Source organism: Alistipes ihumii AP11, assembly GCF_025144665.1.
Classification (GTDB): domain Bacteria; phylum Bacteroidota; class Bacteroidia; order Bacteroidales; family Rikenellaceae; genus Alistipes_A; species Alistipes_A ihumii.
Genome location: NZ_CP102294.1, coordinates 1,710,248 through 1,730,180, shown reverse-complemented (window position 1 = coordinate 1,730,180; position 19,933 = coordinate 1,710,248). Strand labels below are relative to the sequence as shown.

The window sequence follows — 19,933 nt, the reverse complement described above, 5'->3', positions numbered from 1 at the left end:
AGTGGAAAATTACCCGTTTTAAAATAATCGCCGTATATTTGCGCAAAATTGAGCGAAGGGAAAAATCAATAGGAATTTCCAAAATCTTACTTACGAAGATGGCACAGAAAAAATTCATTACTTGTGACGGAAACTACGCGGCGGCCCACATCGCATACATGTTCAGCGAAGTGGCTGCGATCTATCCGATCACACCGTCGTCCACCATGGCGGAGTACGTCGACGAGTGGGCGGCCAGCGGCCGCAAGAACATTTTCGGCGAAACGGTCAAGGTTGTCGAAATGCAGTCGGAGGCCGGAGCCGCCGGAGCGGTGCACGGCTCGCTGCAGAGCGGCGCGCTGACTACGACGTTCACGGCCTCGCAGGGACTGCTGCTGATGATTCCGAACATGTACAAGATATCCGGCGAGCTGCTGCCGGGCGTGTTCCACGTTTCGGCCCGCGCACTGGCCGCGCAGTCGCTGTCGATCTTCGGCGACCATCAGGACGTGATGGCCACCCGCCAGACCGGTTTCGCCATGCTGGCGACGAGCAGCGTACAGGAAGTGATGGACCTGGCCGGCGTCGCCCATCTGGTGGCGATCCGCTCGCGCGTTCCGTTCCTGCACTTCTTCGACGGATTCCGCACCTCGCACGAAATTCAGAAAATCGAGATGATCGACGAGCAAGCGCTCGCTGGCCTGCTCGACCGTAAAGCGCTGGACGCTTTCCGCAAGCGCGCGCTCAATCCGGAGAACCCCGTCACGCGCGGCACGGCTCAGAACTCCGACATCTACTTCCAGACCCGCGAGGCCTCGAACAAGTTCTACAACGCCATACCCGACATGGTGGCCGACGCGATGAAGCAGATCAGCGCGATCACCGGACGCGAGTACAAGCCGTTCACCTACTACGGCGACCCGGATGCCGAAAACGTCATCGTAGCCATGGGCTCCGTGAACGAAACGATCAAGGAAACGATCGATTACATGCGCAGCAAGGGCGAAAAGGCAGGTCTCGTCACCGTTCACCTCTACCGTCCGTTCTCGCCGAAGTACCTGTTCGACGTGCTGCCCGCTTCGGTCAAGAGAATCTGCGTGCTCGACCGCACGAAAGAACCCGGAGCCAACGGCGAGCCGCTGTATCTGGATATCAAGGAGGTATTCTACGGCCGCGAAAACGCTCCGCTGATCGTCGGCGGACGCTACGGCCTTTCGTCGAAGGACACGACCCCGGCCCAGATGCTGGCCGTCTACGAGAACCTGAAGGCCAACGAGCCGAAGGACCACTTCACGGTGGGCATCGTCGACGACGTGACTTTCACCTCTCTGCCCGTAGGACCGGAGCTGCATCTCGACAACGCCGGCACGTTCGAGGCCCGCTTCATCGGCTTGGGCGCCGACGGCACGGTGGGCGCCAACAAGAACTCGATCAAGATCATCGGCAACACGACCGACAAATACTGCCAGGCCTACTTCGCGTACGACTCGAAGAAGTCGGGCGGCTACACGGCCTCGCACTTGCGCTTCGGCGACAAGCCGATCCGCTCGCCCTATCTGGTCAACACGCCCGACTTCGTGGCCTGCCACGTTCCGTCGTATCTGGGCAAGTACGACCTGCTCAAGGGGCTCAAGGACGGAGGCACGTTCCTGCTCAACAGCGTGTGGGACGCCGAGACGACCAAGGAGCATCTGCCCGATGCGATGAAGAAATATATGGCCGAGCACCATATCAACTTCTACATCATCAACGCGACGAAGATCGCCGCCGAGATCGGACTCGGCAGCCGGACCAATACGATCATGCAGAGCGCTTTCTTCAAGGTGACCGGCGTGATTCCGTACGAGACGGCCAAGGAAGAGATGAAGAAGGCGATCTACAAGTCCTACGGCAAGAAGGGCGAAGAGATCGTCAACATGAACTACGCCGCCGTCGAAAAGGGCGGCGACGTAACCAAGGTGGAAGTCCCGCAGCAGTGGGCCTCGCTGAACCCGGCTCCGGCCGTCGGACGCGACGTGCCGGAATTCGTCCGCAACATCGTCGAGCCGATCGAGGCCCTGCGGGGCGACGACCTGCCCGTCAGCGCGTTCGACGGCCGTGAGGACGGTACGTGGGACGCCGGCACTTCGCAATACGAGAAGCGGGGTGTCGCGGTGAACGTTCCCGAATGGCAGGCCGAGAACTGTATCCAGTGCAACCAATGCGCCTACGTCTGCCCGCATGCCGCGATCCGTCCGTTCCTGCTCACCGAGGAGGAAGCCGCCGCCGCGCCGGCAGGCACCGAAACCAAACAAGGCGTCGGAGCGACGAAAGCCTATCGGTTCAAGATTCAGGTATCGCCGCTCGACTGTACGGGCTGCGGCAACTGCGCGAACGTCTGCCCGGCCCCGACCAAGGCTCTGCTGATGAAGCCGCTCGAAAGCCAGCTCGACAAGGGCGAGGCCGAGCGCTGGGAATACATGCACAACCAGGTCGGCTACAAGGATACCGTGGTCGACAAAACGAAAACCGTCAAGAACAGCCAGTTCTCCCGGCCGCTGTTCGAGTTCTCCGGAGCGTGCGCCGGCTGCGGCGAAACGCCATACATCAAGGCGATCACGCAGCTCTACGGCGACCGCATGGTGATCGCCAACGCGACGGGCTGCTCGTCGATCTACGGCGGATCGGCTCCCTCGTCGCCCTACTGCGCCAACGAGAAAGGCTTCGGGCCGGCATGGGCCAACTCGCTGTTCGAGGACAACGCCGAGTTCGGCTTGGGCATTCACGTCGGCATCGAGAAACTGCGCGAACGACTGATCGTGCTGATGAAGGAAGCCATCGAAGGCAATACCGGATGTTCCGACGAGCTGAAAGGCGTAATGCGGGAATGGCTCGACAAGATGAACGACGCCGAGGCGACCAAGGAGGTAGCATCCCGCCTGATCCCGATGATGGAAGCCTGCGGTTGCGACGTCTGCAAGCAGATCCTCGCAATGAAGCACTACCTGATCAAAAAATCGACTTGGATCTTCGGAGGCGACGGCTGGGCGTACGACATCGGTTTCGGCGGTCTGGACCATGTGATCGCATCGGGGATGAATGTCAATATCCTCGTACTGGATACGGAGGTCTACTCGAATACGGGCGGACAGTCGTCCAAGAGCACGCCGATCGGCGCGGTCGCCAAGTTCGCATCGGCCGGCAAGCGCGTCCGCAAGAAAGATCTCGGCGCAATGGCAATGACCTACGGCTACGTCTACGTCGCACAGGTGGCGATGGGGGCCAACCACAACCAGTACCTCAACGCGATCAAGGAGGCCGAGGCTTATGACGGTCCGTCGCTGATCATCGCCTACGCTCCGTGTATCAATCACGGCATCAAGGGCGGCATGGGCAAATCCCAGCTGACCGAGAAGGAAGCCGTCGAATGCGGTTACTGGCACTTGTGGCGCTTCAATCCGGCACTGGAGGCTCAGGGCAAGAATCCGTTCTCGCTCGACTCGAAAGAGCCCGACTGGAGCAAGTTCCAGCAGTTCATCCACAGCGAAGTACGCTACACTTCCCTGCTCAAGTCGTTCCCCGACGAGGCCAAAGAGCTGTTCGCCGCTTCGGAAAAGAACGCGCAGTGGCGCTACGAGACTTACAAGCGCTACGCCGCGATGGACTACTCGGATACGGTCGAGGAGAAGTAGTCCGAACGACGATTTTATTCCTGCCGGGGCGCGTCCGAAAACGACGCGCCCCGGTTTCGTTTCCGGCGGAGGAAACGGTCTCTCCGGATTCCCGCCGATCGCGCTCCCGGAGACCGACACGTCAGCCGGTTTTCCTCCCATACAACCGATTCCGTCGTCCGAGAGCGTTCTCAGGGAACGTATTCTCCACCCGAATCATACTGCAACATAAAAATTTTGAATCCCAACGTGACACGACCGGAAGCTCCGGCCCCGAAGTCCGGAGCGGGCGACCGCCGGACGGGATTCCCGTCTTGCCGAACCGACCAAAAGACAGGCGGCCCGCGCCAAGCGGAATTTTTTTGCCGGTTCATTGCACCAGTCGATTAAAAGACATATATTTATGGAACCGAATCGACCCCAACGCATATTCATTACCCGTCCCCTATGACCCGGACATCCATACTTTCCGTTATCCCGACTCTCGAGTCCGGACCCGGTTCGCAGCGGCTCCGCAGTCCGAATTGCGTTCCGGGGGCGGACCGGTCGCCCGCCCCCGGAAGAGTCGCGGAACGGAGTACGGCGGTCCCGACCGCACGCAGCGGGCGGAAAGCTTCCGAAACGACGGGGAAATCCTGCCGCTGTACCGATACGCGACAAAGCACCCGGAGAGATCGAGCCGTCCGACTCGGACGGAGGGTCCGGTCCCGGCGGGCCGCACCCGTCCCTGCCTGACGGCATCCGAAAACACGAACCCGAAACCTAAAATACCGCATCATGAAACATCTGCTTCTTCTGCTCGCGTTGCTGTGCCTCGCCCAACGCAGTGCGGCGCAAGGCGGCAAAATCTACCGAAGCCTGGACGACTACCGGAACGACCGGTACGAAACCGTGCCCGACCTGTATCTGAAACCGCCCGTCGACGAAGCCGTATTCGGACGCTTCGGATACAAGCTCGCCTGCACGGACCGGGAAACGAAAAAAACGCTCAAGGAAACGGTGTTCGCCGTCGTCGGCGATACGCTCTACGTGAGCCTGACCTATTTGAATGACAAGATAATTCGAAGCAGTCCCTTTGAATGTATTCCGGCAGAACGGGTTGGCGAATACATATTATTTCGGAATTTTTCTAATGAACAGAAAATTACGGTCGGTTTCAACTGGGCCATGTTCGGCTTGGCAGGAGCCGCAGCCTCTTACGACAGACAGCGGGATAAAGTACCCTACTTTTGCTTGGACCTGCAAACCGGAAAAGTAGAACTGATCGACCGCGAGGTCATGACCCGAATTATCGGCGGCTATCCGGACCTGCTGAAAAGCTATCTGAGCCTGCAGGAGCCCGAATCCCGTGCGACGATAGACGATTATCTGAACCTTTACAGGTATCGGAAGCTCCGGGGCGAGCCGGAACTTCCGATACCTGAGCGGCCGATCGCAACGGCCGGCCATACGGAAGACTCAATTCCCTCCATGACCGATTTTTCGGTCATTTATGCGACGGCCGAAGACTATCTGTGTAAGCGCGGCGAGATCGCTCCGGACATTCGCTTCGAACCGTTCGAAAGTCTGCATACGCGCGACGTGCGGAGCCTTTTGCTCTGGCCCGTACCGGTGACCGAGGACTTCGACCTGATCGCCAAACTGAAAAACAAAACGTTACTCATCGAACGGAACGACTCGCTCTATGTCAACTGTCGCCGCTTTCCGGCCCGCGGCTCGGGCTATGCTCCGGGACAGCGTATCGGCGACAGGATATTCTGCCGGTTGATACCCAGCTACTTGGCCAAGCTGCCCGAAGAGACGATTCGCGCCGAAAACGGCACGGCGTCGAACGAACTGCCGGACGAGAATTTGCCTTACTGGTTCCATATGGACCTGCGGACCGGCGAAGTCCGGGCGCTCGACAGCGGCTGCCTGTACGACCTGCTGGAGGAATATCCCGACCTATACGAGAACTACCTGGCCGAACCGGAGCCGAACAGGAAAGAAACGCTCGACGGTTATTTCGACGCCTATCTCGGACGGACGAGCGGACGGCCTTGATTTTCGTCCGGCAACCGAAGCCCGGGCGATCTTTTCGAGAAACAGTCTTTTCGGAAAAGGGACTGAGATCAAATAACCCCTGCCTCGGCATGCCGTATTCCGCCCACAGCCATTATTGCTTCCAAGCATCTGACGAGGACGAGCCGGCCACCCGTGCGCAAAGGCTCCCCGAACGGTCGAGCGAACGGACCGACAATCGAGGGGGACGGGCTTCCGAAGCGGAAATCGCAGAAGCGACATACCACACGAAACGTTATGAAAAAGCTCATCGTACTGATACTTTGCCTTACGGCATGCCGGACCGCCGACGCGCAGTCCGTCCGGTTCTTCGCCACGGCCGACGATTATCTGAACGGACGCTTCGACACGCTTCCCCGGTCGAGCCCGAAGATACGACAACTGTTCGTTTCCATAAACAAAACCGGCTTATCCGACAACGAACTGCGCGACAAACTGAAAACGAACGAGCTCCATCTTCTTGTCTTCGAAGACTCCTTATACGCTAATCTTTCGACGACAAGCATAGGAAAACCGAGCAATCGGTTCCGACGGGTCGAGCGATTCGGCGATCGGATATTTTTTTGGACATGGCCGGCTAATCACATGCTGTACGTAGGAATAGAGGGAGGTATCGGAGGCGGATTTTTCGGAGGTTTTCTCGCCAGTATGATGGCCTCCGGGTTGGCAAAGCCCTATTGTTGCTACTGGAATCTGCAAACCGGCGAATTCAGGCTTCTCGACAGCGGTTGCCTGTACGATCTGCTGGAGAAATATCCCGATTTATATGAGAATTATCTGGCCGAGCCAAAACCGAACAAGAGGGGAACACGCGAGGATTATTTCATCGAATATTTGGAACGGGAAAAACCGGAATTGCTGAAATCCGTTCCCCGCAAGACAGGTTCCGGTTACAATAGCCGCAACCATGCGAACGACCGGACAGGCGCCGAAACCAAAACGAAACGGACTACAACAGGTAGCGGACAACGAATGAAAACGAAATAAACGCCTTCCTATCGGGAAGGCAAACCGGAATACCCACCCCCGTTTTAGGAAATCGCTGTCATCCGCACCCCGGACCGTATCGGCAAATCCCTTCACCGCGCCGTCCGAACCGGATCGTACGATTCGACGAAATCGGGAAACCCGGTCCTTCGTATCATCATGGCAAAGCGCAGAAACTCCTGTAAAGACATACGGGAACCGGCCCATTCCTATCCGGCTTTCCTTTCCCACAGCTTGGCGACCGTGGCGAACTTATAGAATGCGTTCAGCACGGCATAGGCGAATCCTGCCTTGCCATCGCGGAAACCGCCTTTGACCATGTAAAAGCGCACGAAGCGCCATGTGCACTTGAGCCAGGCCGAGCCGACCGAGAAATCCTGCCCCTCACGGCGAATCATCTCCTTGTCGGTATACTGATTCGTCTTGGCGATCCGCGCGGCGACGCTTTCGTTGGCCAGGTGCTCCATAGCCAGCTCACGGCGACGGGCGGGAATCGTGAAGACACGGCCCTCGATGACCGGACGGGCATGAATCCGTTCGGGCCAGAAAGTCTTCGAACGGCGGATCAGACGGATGATATAGTCGGGGTAGTCGCCGTGCATGAAACGGCCCATGAAGTAGTTCTTCCGCGCCATTTTGAGCGCCGCGTATCCCCGGGCCTCGGCCGTCTCGGCAAAGCGATAGAGATAGTCTTTCAGCGCGGCGGGGATCACCTCGTCCGAATCGAGCACGAGCACCCACTCGTTGGCGGCCTGCGAAATCGCATAGTTGCGCGCCGGCTCGACAAAGCCGGTCCGCTCGTGATAGACGATCCGGCAACCGTGACGTTCGGCGATCGAGATTGTGGAATCGGTGCTGTGCATATCGCATAGCACGATCTCGTCGAAACCGTCGACCGAGCTCAGGCACCGATCCAGAAAACGCTCCGAATTGAACGTATTGACGACAACGGAAATCTTCATAGAAGCCGGGTATTTAGGAAAGTACAATAGTAGTAAAAATCCTTCAAAAATCCTCTTTCCGGAACAAAGATCCGGACGCAGGAACGGCCCCGGCCACAACGCGACGATAAAAGGCGGTCCCGGCCCGCAGCCCCCGGCGCTTCCCGCCGGAACACCCGGTCCGGCCTGCGGCCTCGGCGCTTTGTCTTCAAAAGCCTGCCCCGAGTCTGGTCAGCGGGGATGTCTTCGTAGCTTTCCGAACGTTGCGACGACTCGGTCCGCGCTCCGCATCCGACGACCCGGCCTGCAAGCTTCATAAAAAACGGATGCCGGCGCAAATACGGAAACGACCGGGCAGGGACTTGCCGCCCCCTCAAGAAATATCCGACGAAAAGACAGGGAAACGACCGACGGAGCAAAACGGTTGCCTGACCGGGCAGGGAGACGCCCTACCGGGAGGCGCCTCGCTCGGGCCCGTCGCAGGAAGCGGCCGTGCAGGACAAGCAGCTTCCGCCGGAGCACGCCCCGTCGTCCGCCGAGGAATCGCCGCGCAACGCGGCCTCCTCCTCGCGCAGTTGCTGCGAAGCGCAACGGATGCCGCGCGCTTTCATGTGCCGGTTCTCGCCGATCTCGGACTCCATGTAATGTCCCTTGAAAATAATCGTCAGAGACATCCCTACAACGAAAAAGGCGACGACCCCGACGGCGATCAGAAATATGAGCCAGCCCGATGACATGGTCGATTTGCGGTTTACAAAGGTTTTTCGCAAATTTCGTACAAAATTCCGGTAAAGCCAACGATATTCCGCCGGCGGTCACGAAAAGAGATTTTATCTTATATTTGTGAATCGGATTTTCACTCCGTTACGGTCACAAAATGGAAAAGACGACAAAACTCGCCCGGGCGGTTCCGCCGGCCACCGCGTTGTGCGTACTCTGCGCCTATGCCGCCGTAGCGAACGATTCCGCCGTCCCGATCGCCGGGAAACGGAACCGCAAGCCCGGCTCCGGCAGCATAAGCGCCGAAGGGAAGCGACCCGGGCTGCAGTTGCCCGAAACGGCCGTGCCGAACCGCGCGCCGTCGAATCCTCGTCCGGCCGAACAAGCGGCCGGATACGACGAGCGGAACCGCAAGTCGGGTTCGGTTTTTGAGAAAAAAACGGCAAAACGGCCTGCCTGCGCGGGAAGTTCCGACATCGGCGCGGAAAGCCGGCTTGCCGCGTGGCGGATACAAGGCGCGTCGCCGGACCGCGCGGCGAGCGAGCGGCCCGATCTTCCGGTCCGGATCGCCTGCATGGGAGAGGGAGCGCATGCCGGTTTCCGAAAACGAAAACTAACGTACAAGACATGAAAATCGTAATTGCCGGAGCGGGCGAGGTGGGCAGCCATCTGGCCAAGATGCTGAGCGGGGAATATCACGACATCACGGTCGTGGACGACGACCCCAAGCGGCTCGAGTCGATCGCCGGCATGGCCGACGTAATCGTCATCGAGGGAGACTGCACGACGTTCTCGGTACTGAAGAAAGCCTCGGTACGCAAGGCGGATCTGTTCATCGCCGTGCGGCCCGAGGAGACGTCGAACATCATCTCGGCCATACTGGCCAAGCAGCTCGGCGCGCGTAAGTCGATCGCCCGGATCGACAACAACGAGTATCTGGAACCGAACAACAAGGAGATGTTCATCGACATGGGCATCGACTACCTGTTCTACCCCGAGCAGGTGGCGGCCGACGAGGTGATCAACCTGCTCGGCCACACGAGCACGACCGAATACGTCGACTTCTCGGGCGGCAAGCTGTCGCTCGTCGTGTTCAAGATCGACGCCTCGTCGCCGCTGGTCAACAAGACGCTGCTCGAAATTACCGACGACCGCGAGTCGCAGCCCTACCGCACGGTCGCCATCTCGCGCGACGGAGAAACGATCATCCCGCGCGGCAGCGACCAGTTCAAGGTCGGCGACAACATCTACGTGATCGCGAACCAGCATGCGGTCAAAGACGTCATGGTATTCTCGGGCAAGGCCAATATCGACATCAAGAACATGATGATTCTGGGCGGCAGCCGCATCGGCGCGCGCGTGGCGGCCGAACTGCAGGACGAAGTCAATATCAAGCTGGTCGACTATACGCCCGAAAAGGCCTACAAACTGGCCGAGCAGCTCGAAAAAACACTGATTATCAACGAAGACGGGCGCAATACCGAAGCGATGATCGAAGAGGGACTGAGCAATATGGACGCCTTCGTGGCCGTGACGGGCCGCGCCGAGACGAACATTCTGGCCGCGATGCTGGCCAAACGGCTCGGCGTGAAGAAAGTGATCGCCGAGGTCGAGAACCTGAACTTCATCAACCTGGCCGAGAGCATGGGCATCGACACGATCGTCAACAAGAAGCTGATCACGGCGAGCAACATCTTCCGCTTCACGATGTCGACCGACGTACAGGCGATCAAGTGCCTGACGGGCTGCGACGCCGAGGTGCTCGAATTCATCGTCAAGCCCAACTCGCCGGCCACGAAAGTCAAGATACGCGACCTGAACTTCCCGCACGACGCGACGATCGGCGGCATCGTACGCGGCGACAGGACGTTCATCGCCGTAGGCAATACCGAGATCAACGCCTACGACCGGGTCGTCGTCTTCTCGCTCCCGTCGGCCATTTCGAAAATCGGAAAATTCTTCAATTAGTTTCCCGGAACCTTCGCCCCGAAGGCCCCGGCCGTAACACGACAAGCCTATGGCGCTCAAGACACGACTGATCCGCTTACTCTCCGCTCCCCGCCTGCGCGAGATCGACCGCTTTATGAAGCATCCGGCTCAGGTGCAGCAGAGACAGCTCCGCCGGCTGCTGGACCGGGCCGCTCCGACGCTTTTCGGCACGGAGCACGGCTTTCACGCGATCCGGACCGCGGAGCAATTCGCCTCGCGGGTACCGGTAACCGACTACGACGGTTTCACGCCGTACATCGAGCGGATGCGCCGGGGCGAAGCGGACGTCTGCTGGCCCGGCGAGGTCCGCTGGTTCGCCAAATCGTCGGGCACGACCTCGGCCAAGAGCAAGTTTATCCCGGTGAGCCGCGAAGGATTGCGCGGATGCCACATGCGGGGCCCGCTCGACATCGTCTGCCTGACCGGCTCGCTATGGCCCGACACGGACGTATTCTCGGGCAAAACGCTGACGCTCGGAGGCAGCCGGCGTCTCGAAACGACCGGAGGCCGCGCTCAGGAAGGCGACCTGTCGGCCATTCTGATCGAAAACACGCCCCGGCTGGCCGGCCGGATGCGCGTTCCGAAGCCCGAGACGGCGCTGATTCCCGATTTCGAGAAGAAAGTCGAGGCGATTTGCCGCGAGACGGTCGGACAGAACGTAACGGCTTTCGCCGGGGTTCCGTCGTGGAATCTGGTCATGCTGCGCAAGGTGCTCGAATTTACGGGCAAAAGCAACCTGCTCGAAGTGTGGCCCCGCCTGGAGCTGTTCACGCACGGCGGCATGAACTTCAAGCCCTACCGGGAGCAGTACCGGCAGCTCATTCCGTCCGACAGGATGAAATACATGGAAACCTACAACGCATCGGAGGGCTTCTTCGCCATACAGAACGATCCGGCGTCGGACGACCTGCTGCTGATGCTCGACTACGGCGTGTACTACGAGTTCCTGCCGGTGCGCGATCTGGACGATCCGTCCCGGGCAGTGCCGCTCGAGGGGGTCGCCAAGGGGATCAACTACGCGATGATCATCACGACCTGCAACGGCCTGTGGCGCTACCAGATCGGCGACACGGTCGAGTTCACGTCGCTCGCTCCGTACAAGATCCGGATCACCGGGCGCACGCGCCACTATATCAACGCCTTCGGCGAGGAGGTCATCGTCGATAACGCCGAAACGGCGCTCAAGGCCGCCTGCGACGCGACCGGCGCGCGCATCAGCGACTACACGGCCGGCCCCGTCTACATGAACGGACGAAGCAAAGGATCGCATCAGTGGGTCGTCGAATTCGACACGCCGCCCGACGATGCGGAGCGCTTCACCGACACGCTGGACCGCGCGCTGCAAAGCGTCAACTCCGACTACGAGGCCAAGCGCTTCAAGGATACGACGCTGATGCGCCCGACGCTGACCGTCGTGCCGCCGGGCACGTTCTACCGCTGGATGAAAAGCCGCGGCAAGGCGGGCGGGCAGAACAAGGTTCCCCGCCTGTTCAACGACCGTACCTACATCGACCAACTGACCGCCGACGAACGTTCAAACGACCCGAAATGAAAAGACCGACGAATGCCGTGCTGCTCGGCCCCGCCCACCCGTACCGGGGAGGACTGGCCGACTTCGACCATCTGCTGGCCCGCACGCTGAACCGGGCGGGAATACCCTGCCGGCTCTATACGTTCACGCTGCAATACCCGTCCTTCCTGTTTCCGGGCAAGAGCCAGTTTACCGACGCGCCCGCCCCGGAAGGGCTCGACATCACGCGCGTGCTGAACTCGGTGAATCCGCTGAACTGGATCCGTACCGGCCTGCGCATCCGGCGCGAGCAGCCCGACCTGCTGATCGTCCGCTACTGGATTCCTCAGATGGCCCCGGCGCTGGGAACCGTCTGCCGGATCGCCCGGCGCGGAGGCACCCGGACGGTGGGGATCATGGACAACGTGCTCCCGCACGAGAGCCGCCCGATGGACCGGCTGCTGACGCGCTACATGACCGGCTCGCTCGACGGCTTCGTCTACATGTCGCGCGAGATACGGGCCCAGCTCGACCTCTTCGACCGCACCAAACCGTCGGTCTTCTCGCCCCATCCGATGTATACAGGCTACGGCGATCCTCTGCCCCGAGAACAGGCGTGCGGCGAACTGGGACTCGACCCGTCGTGCCGCTACGCGATGTTCTTCGGCTACATACGCGACTACAAGGGACTCGACCTGCTGCTCGACGCATGGGCCCTGCTCCGCCGTCGCGGAGGGCTCGACGGGCGGCACAAGCTGATCGTAGCCGGAGAGTATTACAGCGGCCGCGAGCGCTATGCCGAACAGATCGACCGGCTCGGCATCCGCGACAGCCTGGTGATGATGGATCGTTTCATCGCCGAGGACGAAGTGGGCAAACTGTTTTCGGCCAGCGACCTGATCGTTCAGCCTTACCGCAGCGCGACGCAGAGCGGAGTCACGCAGATCGCCTACTGGTTCGACGTGCCGACTCTGGTCACGGATGTCGGAGGTTTGGGCGAGATCGTTCCCGACGGCGAGACCGGTCTGGTCGTCCGGCCCGACGCGGAGGCGATCGCGGAAGCGATCGGCCGTTTTTTCAGCGACGGGCTTTTGGAACGTTTCCGCACGAATATCCGCGAGTACAAGAAGCGATTCACATGGGAGCGGATGGTCGAAAACCTCGGAACGCTTTACGGACGGATCGAAGCGGGAAAGAACGAAGCGAACCGCTGAGCATCATCCGTATCTTCCGCCCGCCAGCCAAACGGACAATCGAAAGAAGCGAACGCCGCACAAAGGCGTCCGCGTCGTCTTGGCATGTCGCCGGCACGAATCCGCGCTCGGATCGGGCGGCCCGAAAACGCCCGTTCCGTCCCGGTCGGAACGATGCTTCCCGGGTTACCTCTCCGACGGGAACGACCTTACGCCGGACCCGGGGAAAAAACGGAGGCGGCCGCCTCTCCGAAACAAACCGTTCGCGCAAGCCGTAACCGAGACGCCCGCTGCCGGCAGACACGGCCACACAATTGCCCGTCGGACGAAATGCCGATCGGACAGTCATCGGAAAGCGGGAAGACTGCATGGAATCCCGTATCGGGCCATACTCCGGAACTTGCTCTTTTTCAAGACGGGAATCGCCGGTGCGCTTTCTGCGAAGCGGACGGAAACGGGCGCCCCGAACGCTCCGCAAAACGCCGGACGAACGGTTCGGACAATAGGCCGGAAAGACCCGAATTGATATTATCCGGAAAAAGCGCTAAATTTGTATTCACCCTATCCGTCGCGGCGATCGCTTTTCGCCGGGCGGGTCCAAAAACTATCGACATGTATATCGCCATAGCCGGAAATATCGGAAGCGGGAAGACCTCGCTCACGGGCATCCTGTCTCAGAGGACGGGCGCCAAAGCCTATTTCGAGGAGAGCGACAATCCCTATATCGGCGATTTCTACGACGATATGAACCGCTGGTCGTTCAACCTGCAGATTTACTTTCTCGGCCAGCGCATCCGGCAGGCTACCGAAATCCTGTCGACGGGCAGCGACCTGATTCAGGACCGCACGATTTACGAGGACGCCCATATCTTTGCGACGAACCTGCACGAAACGGGCCTGATGTCGACGCGCGATTTCGACACCTACATGAAGATTTTCGATCTGGCGACCGGGCTCACGCAGGCGCCCGATCTGCTGATCTATCTGAAGGCGAGCGTGCCGACGCTCGTGTCGCAGATCAAGAAGCGGGGGAGAGCCTACGAAATGAGCATACAGGAGGAATACCTCGAGCGGCTCAACCGCAAGTACGACGAATGGATCAGCCGAATCTACCGGGGCGAGGTGATAACCATCGACGTCGACCGCGTCGATTTCGTCGACGACCCGTCGTCGCTGGACGATGTCGTGGGACGGATCGAGTCTTTGAAAAAGTCGGGCCTGTAATGGACGGCGAATCCTTTTTCCCCGAAGCGTTCGCGCGTCGGATCGAGGAACAGCTCGGAACGCGGCAGGCTCGCCTGCTGCTCGACGCGCTGGACGGAGACCCGGTCGTCAGTGTCCGGTACAATCCTTACAAAACGGCATCGAAGCCTGCTCTCGAGCCTGTCCCGTGGAGCCGGTACGGCTTTTATCTGCCCGAGCGGCCCTCATTTACGCTCGACCCGTCGCTGCACGGCGGAGCTTACTACGTGCAGGAGGCGAGCTCGATGTTTCTGGAGGCTGTTTTCGGTGCCGTAGCCGACTCCGGAGCGCCTTTGCGGATACTCGACCTGTGCGCGGCTCCCGGAGGCAAGACGACGCTTCTTTCGAGCCTGGCCGGTCCCGAGAGCCTGATCGTCGCGAACGAGCCGGTCCGCGCCCGGGCGGCGGTCCTGTCCGACAACGTCCGGCGGTGGGGGATCGGGAATGTCGTCGTAACGAGCGCCGATCCGGCCCGTTTCGCTCCGTTCGGGCACTACTTCGACCTGATTCTGGTCGACGCGCCCTGCTCGGGCGAGGGCATGTTCCGCAAGGACCGCGAGTCGAGACGGCAATGGAGCGAATCGGGAGCCGAGCTGTGCGCGGCCCGGCAACGGCGCATTCTGGGTGAGGCATGGGACGCGCTCCGTCCCGGAGGCGCGCTGATATACAGCACCTGCACGTTCAACCCGGCCGAGAACGAGCAGAACGTCCGCTGGCTCGCCTCGCAATACGACTGCGAAGGGACGATCGACGTCGGGACGGCTCCGGAGTGGGGCATCGAGCGAGGAGAGACGGACGGCATCGGCACATTCCGCTTCTATCCGCACCGGACACGCGGCGAGGGCTTTTTCGCTGCCGTCGTGCGCAAAGCCGACGGCAGACGGCGCCTGCAGGTCCCGAAACCGCGTAAGAGCATATTCTCCGAACTGCCGAAATCGTCGGTGCGGGAGGTCGCGCGTTGGGTGGGACAGCCCGAACTCATGCGCTTCGCAACGGTCGACGACACGGTTTACGGTTATTACGGACGCGCTTTCGCAGCCGTCCGGGAAATCGCGGAGAATCTGCCCGTCGTCCGCTCGGGCATTCGGATGGGTCAGCTTTTCGGAGGCCGGCTGAAGCCGGACCACGCGCTGGCCATGTTCCACGACCTGAACCCCGAAGCCGCTCCGACCGCCGTTCTCGACCGAGAGCAGGCGCTCGACTATCTGCGCAAAAGAGAGACCGACCCGACTCTGCTGAGCGAGGGGATCAACCGGATCGCCTGCGACGGCCTGACGCTCGGATGGATCAAGCGAATCGGGAACCGGTCGAACAATCTTTACCCGAAGGAACTGCGCATCGCGACGCTCTGATTCCGCACCGACGATTTCGGCAGTTCGGAGAATACGCTCTTACGCAGTTTCAGGTACCGAATACGGGGAATCCCGGCCATACGGCCCGTTTGAACGCTCCGGTACGCTATCGTACCGGCTTTTCAAATCTCTTTTCTTTCGAAGAGCTTCCGGGAAACGGACATCGCAAGGCACTTACCGCGTTCTTGAAAATCCGAAGGCCCGGGAATCCGCCGCGCCGGATACCGACCGCCCCCCGCAACGGGCAGGCCGGAACCGGGGAAACGAAACGGGAAACCGGTCGTCGCAATACGAAAACGGATTTTTCTTTCGCCATAACGGAAAATCGAAGCCGAAAAATGTAAAACGAGTCCGGAATGAACGCAATCACCGTTCAAAGAATGCCCGATAGCGCCCGACGGCCTGTTCGACAAGCGCCGGATCGGCAGGTCCGAACGAATCGAAAAACGAGACTTCGGCTATCGGCCGTCCCTCCCGGCGAGCCGCGGACCAGTTTCCGGCCACCCGGCCGGCCGCAAGAACGACAGGATAGAAAATCCCCCACCGGTTATGCGCCGCCGGAGCGTGCTCGGCCCGAAGTACCGGTTCGCGGTCGCGGTAACCGATCAGGTACTCGTCGTAGGGAGGCAGCAGGTGCAACGCCGGGGCCGGAGCGGGAAAATCCGTCCAAGAGCGATGTATCAACCGCTCCCGATCCCCGAGCCGCAGCGTTTCCAACTCGTCCCGAATCGATCCGATCGCCGCGCGAACGTCCGATGCGGACAAGCCCGACCACCAGGCGAAATCGGACGCCGTCGCCGGACTGTGGCTGCGAAAATAAGCGCGGGCCAACCGGCCCAACGACTCGTCGCGCGTCAGCTCGGGAACCGGCGCGACCCGCTCCTCGAGCAGCGCATAGGTGAACTGCCCGGCCCGGTCGGGACCGCTGCAGACGATCCCGTCGGCCTCGGCCCGCATCAGGTAGCGCGTCATGAAATGCGTGTCGGCGGCAATGCCTGCCGCCTGGAAACGGTCGGCGATCTGTCGCTTGGTCAGGCAGAGGTTTCCTCTCAACATTTTTTCGATCAGGCGATTGCTGCGGGAGTACATTCCGTCGTCGATCCCCAGTCCCCGGCTGCGGGCCAGCGAGCTGTTGGCCGACCGGATGCGCCGGGCCGAGAGCCGCAGCATCCATCGAATATCCTCGGCCGCAACCAAATGCCACGTAGGCCGCATCACATGCGTCCGAAGAATCTCGCCCCGCTCCAGCGCCCGGTCGACGGCGCGCAGCGAGGCGGTGCGCAACCGGATTCCGACAGCCCAGCGGACCGCCTTGTAGTCCTGTGCCTGAACGGCTCCCATCCATCGCACGAGCGCACGCGGATCGTCGAAGCGCGGATCGGACAGCTGCTGGGCCGACAGACGGACAGCGATCAAACGATTTTCCATATCGTGAAAGGTTGCTCGGTTTCGAAAACGAATCTTCGACGGCATCCGATTCGCCGAATTTATCATGTATGCATGCGCGGCCGAATTCTGAAAAAATCCCGCTATGAAATCGGCAGAAAAAGCGCTAAGGATAAGGTAGTTGTCGATACTCCTCGTCCGAATCATCGCAGAAGTTCCCGTTTCGGAATCGGCCGGACAAACGGGAAACCGGATCGATCTTTCCGCTTGCCGGATCGACCGTCACCGAGGACCGTCCGTTCCGCCGACAAACCGACAGACGGGAATTTCCTCATTATTCGATATGAACCGCCATATCAAAGCCAGTCGGGCTCCTGAAAATATCCGAGGCCGGATCCCGGAATTTTCCGACAGTTCTCACGGGACCGTTTCGCATGCGTAGGATACTGTCGGGAACAAAAAGCGGCAACAAGGCCCGGCCGCCGTATCCGCATCCGCAAGCCCCGGCCCGGCGCACCGAAAACGGCCGCCGGGAACGCGGTCCCGCGTCAGACCAGCTCGATGCCGGCTTCCGAGCACTCGCGGCGCATCGACTCGGGCCAGATACTGCTCTGAATCTCGCCGATATGGGCCTTGCGAAGCAGGAACATGCACAGCCGCGACTGCCCGATACCGCCTCCGATCGTGCAGGGCAGCTCGCCGGCAAGCAATTTCCGGTGAAAATAGAGGCTCTCTTTGTCGCGCTCCCCGCGCAGTTCCAGCTGACGGGCGAGCGAACGCTCGTCGACCCGGATTCCCATGCTCGACACCTCGAAAGCGCTTTCGAGCAATGGGTTCCACAGCAGGATGTCGCCGTTCAGCCCCGGATACCCGTCCTCTCCCGGCGTACTCCAGTCGTCGTAATCGGCCGCGCGGCCGTCGTGAGGCCGTCCGTCCGACAGCGGAGCGCCGATGCCCATGACGAACACGGCCCCGTAGCGACGGACGATCTCGTTCTCGCGCTCCTTCGGCGTCTTGTCGGGATAGAGGTCGAGCAACCGTTGGGCGTGAATGAAGCGAATCTCCTCGGGCAGCATCGGCACGATCTGCGGGAACTCGACGTAGAGCCGGTTCTCGGTCACCTTGATCGCCTCGTAAATCCGACGGACGGTCTGCTTCAGGAAAGAGACGGTGCGCTGCTCGCGCGTAATGACCTTTTCCCAGTCCCACTGGTCGACGTAAAGCGAGTGAATGTTGTCGAGCTCCTCGTCGGGCCGCAGCGCGTTCATGTCGGTATAAATGCCCCGGCCCGGCGCGACGGCCATCTCGGCGAGCTTCAGCCGCTTCCATTTGGCCAGCGAATGAACCACCTCGGCCCGGCGCTCGCCCATGTCGCGGATAGGGAACGAAACGGGCCGCTCGACGCTGTTCAGATCGTCGTTGATACCCGTGCCGGAAAGCACGACCATCGGGGCGGTCACGCGCAGCAGCGCGAGCTGAGCCGACAGGTTCTGCTGGAACATGTCCTTGACGAGCTTGATCGCCTTCTCGGTATTCTCGACGTTGTCGAGCAGGTTGCGGTAGCCCGCCGGCTTGACAAGAGGCATGGCGCAGGGGGTTAATCGGTAACGACGATCAGGTAATAGTTCTTTTTGCCCTTCTGCACGAGCAGGTACCGGCCCGATAACAGATCGGCGGAGCCTACCATGCAATCGACGGCGGCGATCTTCCGCTTGTTCAGCGAAACGCCGCCGCCCTGAATCAGCTTGCGGGCCTCGCCTTTGGACGGAAAGACGGCGGCATGCTCGGTACACAGGGCCAAAAAACCGACGCCCCCCTCGATCAGCGGGCGCGATATTTCGAAACGGGGCACGCCTTCGAACACCTGCAGGAACGTCTGCTCGTCGATGCCGCGCAGCGCCTCGGCCGTCGCGCCGCCGAACAGGATTTCCGAAGCCTCGACGGCCCGGCGGTACTCCTCCTCGCCGTGCACCATGCAAGTCACCTCGCGGGCCAGCGCCTTCTGCAATCCGCGCAGATGCGGCGCCTCGCGGTGAGCGGCGACGAGACCCTCGATCGTCTCGCGGTCGAGCATCGTGAATATCTTGACGTAGCGCTCGGCGTCCTCATCGCTCACGTTGAGCCAGAACTGGTAGAACTTGTACGGAGACGTATAGCGCGGATCGAGCCAGACGTTGCCCGACTCGGTCTTGCCGAACTTCGTGCCGTCGGCCTTCTTGATCAGCGGGCACGTCAGCGCAAAAGCCTCGCCGCCCGTCTTGCGGCGGATCAGCTCGGTCCCGGTCGTGATGTTGCCCCACTGGTCGGACCCGCCCATCTGGAGCTTGCAGTTCTTATGCTGGTATAGATGCAGGAAGTCGGTCCCCTGAACGAGCTGGTAGGTGAACTCGGTGAACGACATGCCCTCGCCCTCGCCGTTGAAGCGCTTCTTGACCGAGTCTTTGGCCATCATGTAATTGACCGTAATGCACTTGCCGATATCGCGGATGAACTCCAGAAACGAGAACTCCTTCATCCAGTCGTAGTTATTGACCAGCTCGGCCGCGTTCGGTTCGTCGGACGAGAAGTCGACCAGCCGCTCGAGCTGCCTGCGGATACCCTCCTGATTGCGGCGCAACGTCTGCTCGTCGAGCAGGTTGCGCTCGAGCGACTTGCCGGAAGGGTCGCCGATCATGCCCGTCGCTCCGCCGACCAGAAAGATCGGCTTATGGCCGCAACGCTGGAAATGCTTCAGGATCATCACGCTGACCAGATGCCCGATATGCAGCGAGTCGGCCGTCGGATCGATCCCGACATAGGCGGTCGTCATCTCCTTGGCCAACTGTTCTTCGGTGCCCGGCATGATGTCGTGAATCATGCCTCTCCACCGGAGTTCCTCAACAAAATTCATCGTCTTGCGATTTTCGTTTGAACGGTTAACGGA

At 60.5% G+C, this 19,933-nt stretch carries 14 protein-coding genes; 9 read left to right on the top strand and 5 right to left on the bottom strand.

What is annotated here, in order from left to right; translation table 11 throughout:
• Positions 1-98: 98 nt before the first annotated feature.
• The 3 genes from nifJ (at position 99) to NQ491_RS06995 (ending at position 6,677) form a co-directional block, all read left to right on the top strand.
• The gene (nifJ, locus tag NQ491_RS07005) at positions 99-3,650 is read left to right on the top strand and encodes a pyruvate:ferredoxin (flavodoxin) oxidoreductase (protein WP_019246220.1); all 3,552 of its coding nucleotides are present in this window, start codon (positions 99-101) and stop codon (positions 3,648-3,650) included.
• Positions 3,651-4,406: 756 nt separating this feature from the next.
• Complete coding sequence (locus NQ491_RS07000; protein WP_019246219.1) at positions 4,407-5,672, top strand: DUF6563 family protein; 1,266 nt, start codon at positions 4,407-4,409, stop codon at positions 5,670-5,672.
• 255 nt (positions 5,673-5,927) lie between these two features.
• Positions 5,928-6,677 (top strand): DUF6563 family protein, encoded by a 750-nt coding sequence (locus NQ491_RS06995; protein ID WP_019246218.1) that lies wholly within the window; start codon positions 5,928-5,930, stop codon positions 6,675-6,677.
• Between the two features lie 209 nt (positions 6,678-6,886).
• Here the strand turns inward: NQ491_RS06995 and NQ491_RS06990 are convergent, their stop codons facing one another.
• Entirely contained in the window at positions 6,887-7,639 is a 753-nt protein-coding gene (locus NQ491_RS06990; protein WP_019246217.1) for a glycosyltransferase family 2 protein, read from the bottom strand.
• A gap of 428 nt (positions 7,640-8,067) precedes the next feature.
• Positions 8,068-8,355, bottom strand: a complete 288-nt coding sequence (locus tag NQ491_RS06985; protein ID WP_019246216.1) for a hypothetical protein — start codon at positions 8,353-8,355, stop codon at positions 8,068-8,070.
• Between the two features lie 140 nt (positions 8,356-8,495).
• On the opposite strand from NQ491_RS06985, the gene NQ491_RS06980 reads away from it, so the two are divergent.
• From NQ491_RS06980 to NQ491_RS06955, 6 genes are all read left to right on the top strand, one after another.
• Positions 8,496-8,969, top strand: a complete 474-nt coding sequence (locus NQ491_RS06980; RefSeq protein ID WP_019246215.1) for a hypothetical protein — start codon at positions 8,496-8,498, stop codon at positions 8,967-8,969.
• Positions 8,966-10,306 (top strand): Trk system potassium transporter TrkA, encoded by a 1,341-nt coding sequence (gene trkA / locus NQ491_RS06975; protein WP_019246214.1) that lies wholly within the window; start codon positions 8,966-8,968, stop codon positions 10,304-10,306. Before NQ491_RS06980 ends, trkA begins: the two co-directional genes overlap by 4 nt.
• Positions 10,307-10,355: 49 nt before the next feature.
• Entirely contained in the window at positions 10,356-11,879 is a 1,524-nt protein-coding gene (locus NQ491_RS06970) for a GH3 auxin-responsive promoter family protein (RefSeq protein WP_019246213.1), read from the top strand.
• Positions 11,876-13,051, top strand: a complete 1,176-nt coding sequence (locus tag NQ491_RS06965) for a glycosyltransferase (RefSeq protein ID WP_019246212.1) — start codon at positions 11,876-11,878, stop codon at positions 13,049-13,051. The genes NQ491_RS06970 and NQ491_RS06965 overlap by 4 nt, the downstream gene beginning before the upstream one ends.
• Positions 13,052-13,642: 591 nt before the next feature.
• Complete coding sequence (locus NQ491_RS06960) at positions 13,643-14,254, top strand: deoxynucleoside kinase (protein ID WP_019246211.1); 612 nt, start codon at positions 13,643-13,645, stop codon at positions 14,252-14,254.
• Positions 14,254-15,624: a methyltransferase RsmF C-terminal domain-like protein gene (locus tag NQ491_RS06955; protein ID WP_019246210.1), complete on the top strand. Its 1,371-nt coding sequence runs from the start codon at positions 14,254-14,256 to the stop codon at positions 15,622-15,624. Before NQ491_RS06960 ends, NQ491_RS06955 begins: the two co-directional genes overlap by 1 nt.
• A gap of 366 nt (positions 15,625-15,990) precedes the next feature.
• Here the strand turns inward: NQ491_RS06955 and NQ491_RS06950 are convergent, their stop codons facing one another.
• From NQ491_RS06950 to tyrS, 3 genes are all read right to left on the bottom strand, one after another.
• Positions 15,991-17,052: a winged helix DNA-binding domain-containing protein gene (locus tag NQ491_RS06950; protein WP_034283170.1), complete on the bottom strand. Its 1,062-nt coding sequence runs from the start codon at positions 17,050-17,052 to the stop codon at positions 15,991-15,993.
• 506 nt (positions 17,053-17,558) lie between these two features.
• On the bottom strand, positions 17,559-18,596 hold the full coding sequence (gene asnA, locus NQ491_RS06945) for an aspartate--ammonia ligase (RefSeq protein ID WP_019246207.1): 1,038 nt from the start codon (positions 18,594-18,596) through the stop codon (positions 17,559-17,561).
• A gap of 11 nt (positions 18,597-18,607) precedes the next feature.
• On the bottom strand, positions 18,608-19,900 hold the full coding sequence (gene tyrS, locus NQ491_RS06940; RefSeq protein WP_026089694.1) for a tyrosine--tRNA ligase: 1,293 nt from the start codon (positions 19,898-19,900) through the stop codon (positions 18,608-18,610).
• Positions 19,901-19,933: the final 33 nt, after the last annotated feature.

Excerpts from the sequence above, each read along its gene's own strand:
- asnA (WP_019246207.1), bottom strand. The coding sequence starts at position 18,596 with ATGCCTCTTGTCAAGCCGGCGGGCTACCGCAACCTGCTCGACAACGTC.
- NQ491_RS06960 (WP_019246211.1), top strand. The coding sequence starts at position 13,643 with ATGTATATCGCCATAGCCGGAAATATCGGAAGCGGGAAGACCTCGCTC.
- nifJ (WP_019246220.1), top strand. The coding sequence starts at position 99 with ATGGCACAGAAAAAATTCATTACTTGTGACGGAAACTACGCGGCGGCC.
- NQ491_RS06965 (WP_019246212.1), top strand. The coding sequence starts at position 11,876 with ATGAAAAGACCGACGAATGCCGTGCTGCTCGGCCCCGCCCACCCGTAC.
- tyrS (WP_026089694.1), bottom strand. The coding sequence starts at position 19,900 with ATGAATTTTGTTGAGGAACTCCGGTGGAGAGGCATGATTCACGACATC.
- NQ491_RS06980 (WP_019246215.1), top strand. The coding sequence starts at position 8,496 with ATGGAAAAGACGACAAAACTCGCCCGGGCGGTTCCGCCGGCCACCGCG.
- NQ491_RS06995 (WP_019246218.1), top strand. The coding sequence starts at position 5,928 with ATGAAAAAGCTCATCGTACTGATACTTTGCCTTACGGCATGCCGGACC.
- NQ491_RS07000 (WP_019246219.1), top strand. The coding sequence starts at position 4,407 with ATGAAACATCTGCTTCTTCTGCTCGCGTTGCTGTGCCTCGCCCAACGC.
- NQ491_RS06970 (WP_019246213.1), top strand. The coding sequence starts at position 10,356 with ATGGCGCTCAAGACACGACTGATCCGCTTACTCTCCGCTCCCCGCCTG.
- NQ491_RS06990 (WP_019246217.1), bottom strand. The coding sequence starts at position 7,639 with ATGAAGATTTCCGTTGTCGTCAATACGTTCAATTCGGAGCGTTTTCTG.
- NQ491_RS06955 (WP_019246210.1), top strand. The coding sequence starts at position 14,254 with ATGGACGGCGAATCCTTTTTCCCCGAAGCGTTCGCGCGTCGGATCGAG.
- trkA (WP_019246214.1), top strand. The coding sequence starts at position 8,966 with ATGAAAATCGTAATTGCCGGAGCGGGCGAGGTGGGCAGCCATCTGGCC.
- NQ491_RS06950 (WP_034283170.1), bottom strand. The coding sequence starts at position 17,052 with ATGGAAAATCGTTTGATCGCTGTCCGTCTGTCGGCCCAGCAGCTGTCC.
- NQ491_RS06985 (WP_019246216.1), bottom strand. The coding sequence starts at position 8,355 with ATGTCATCGGGCTGGCTCATATTTCTGATCGCCGTCGGGGTCGTCGCC.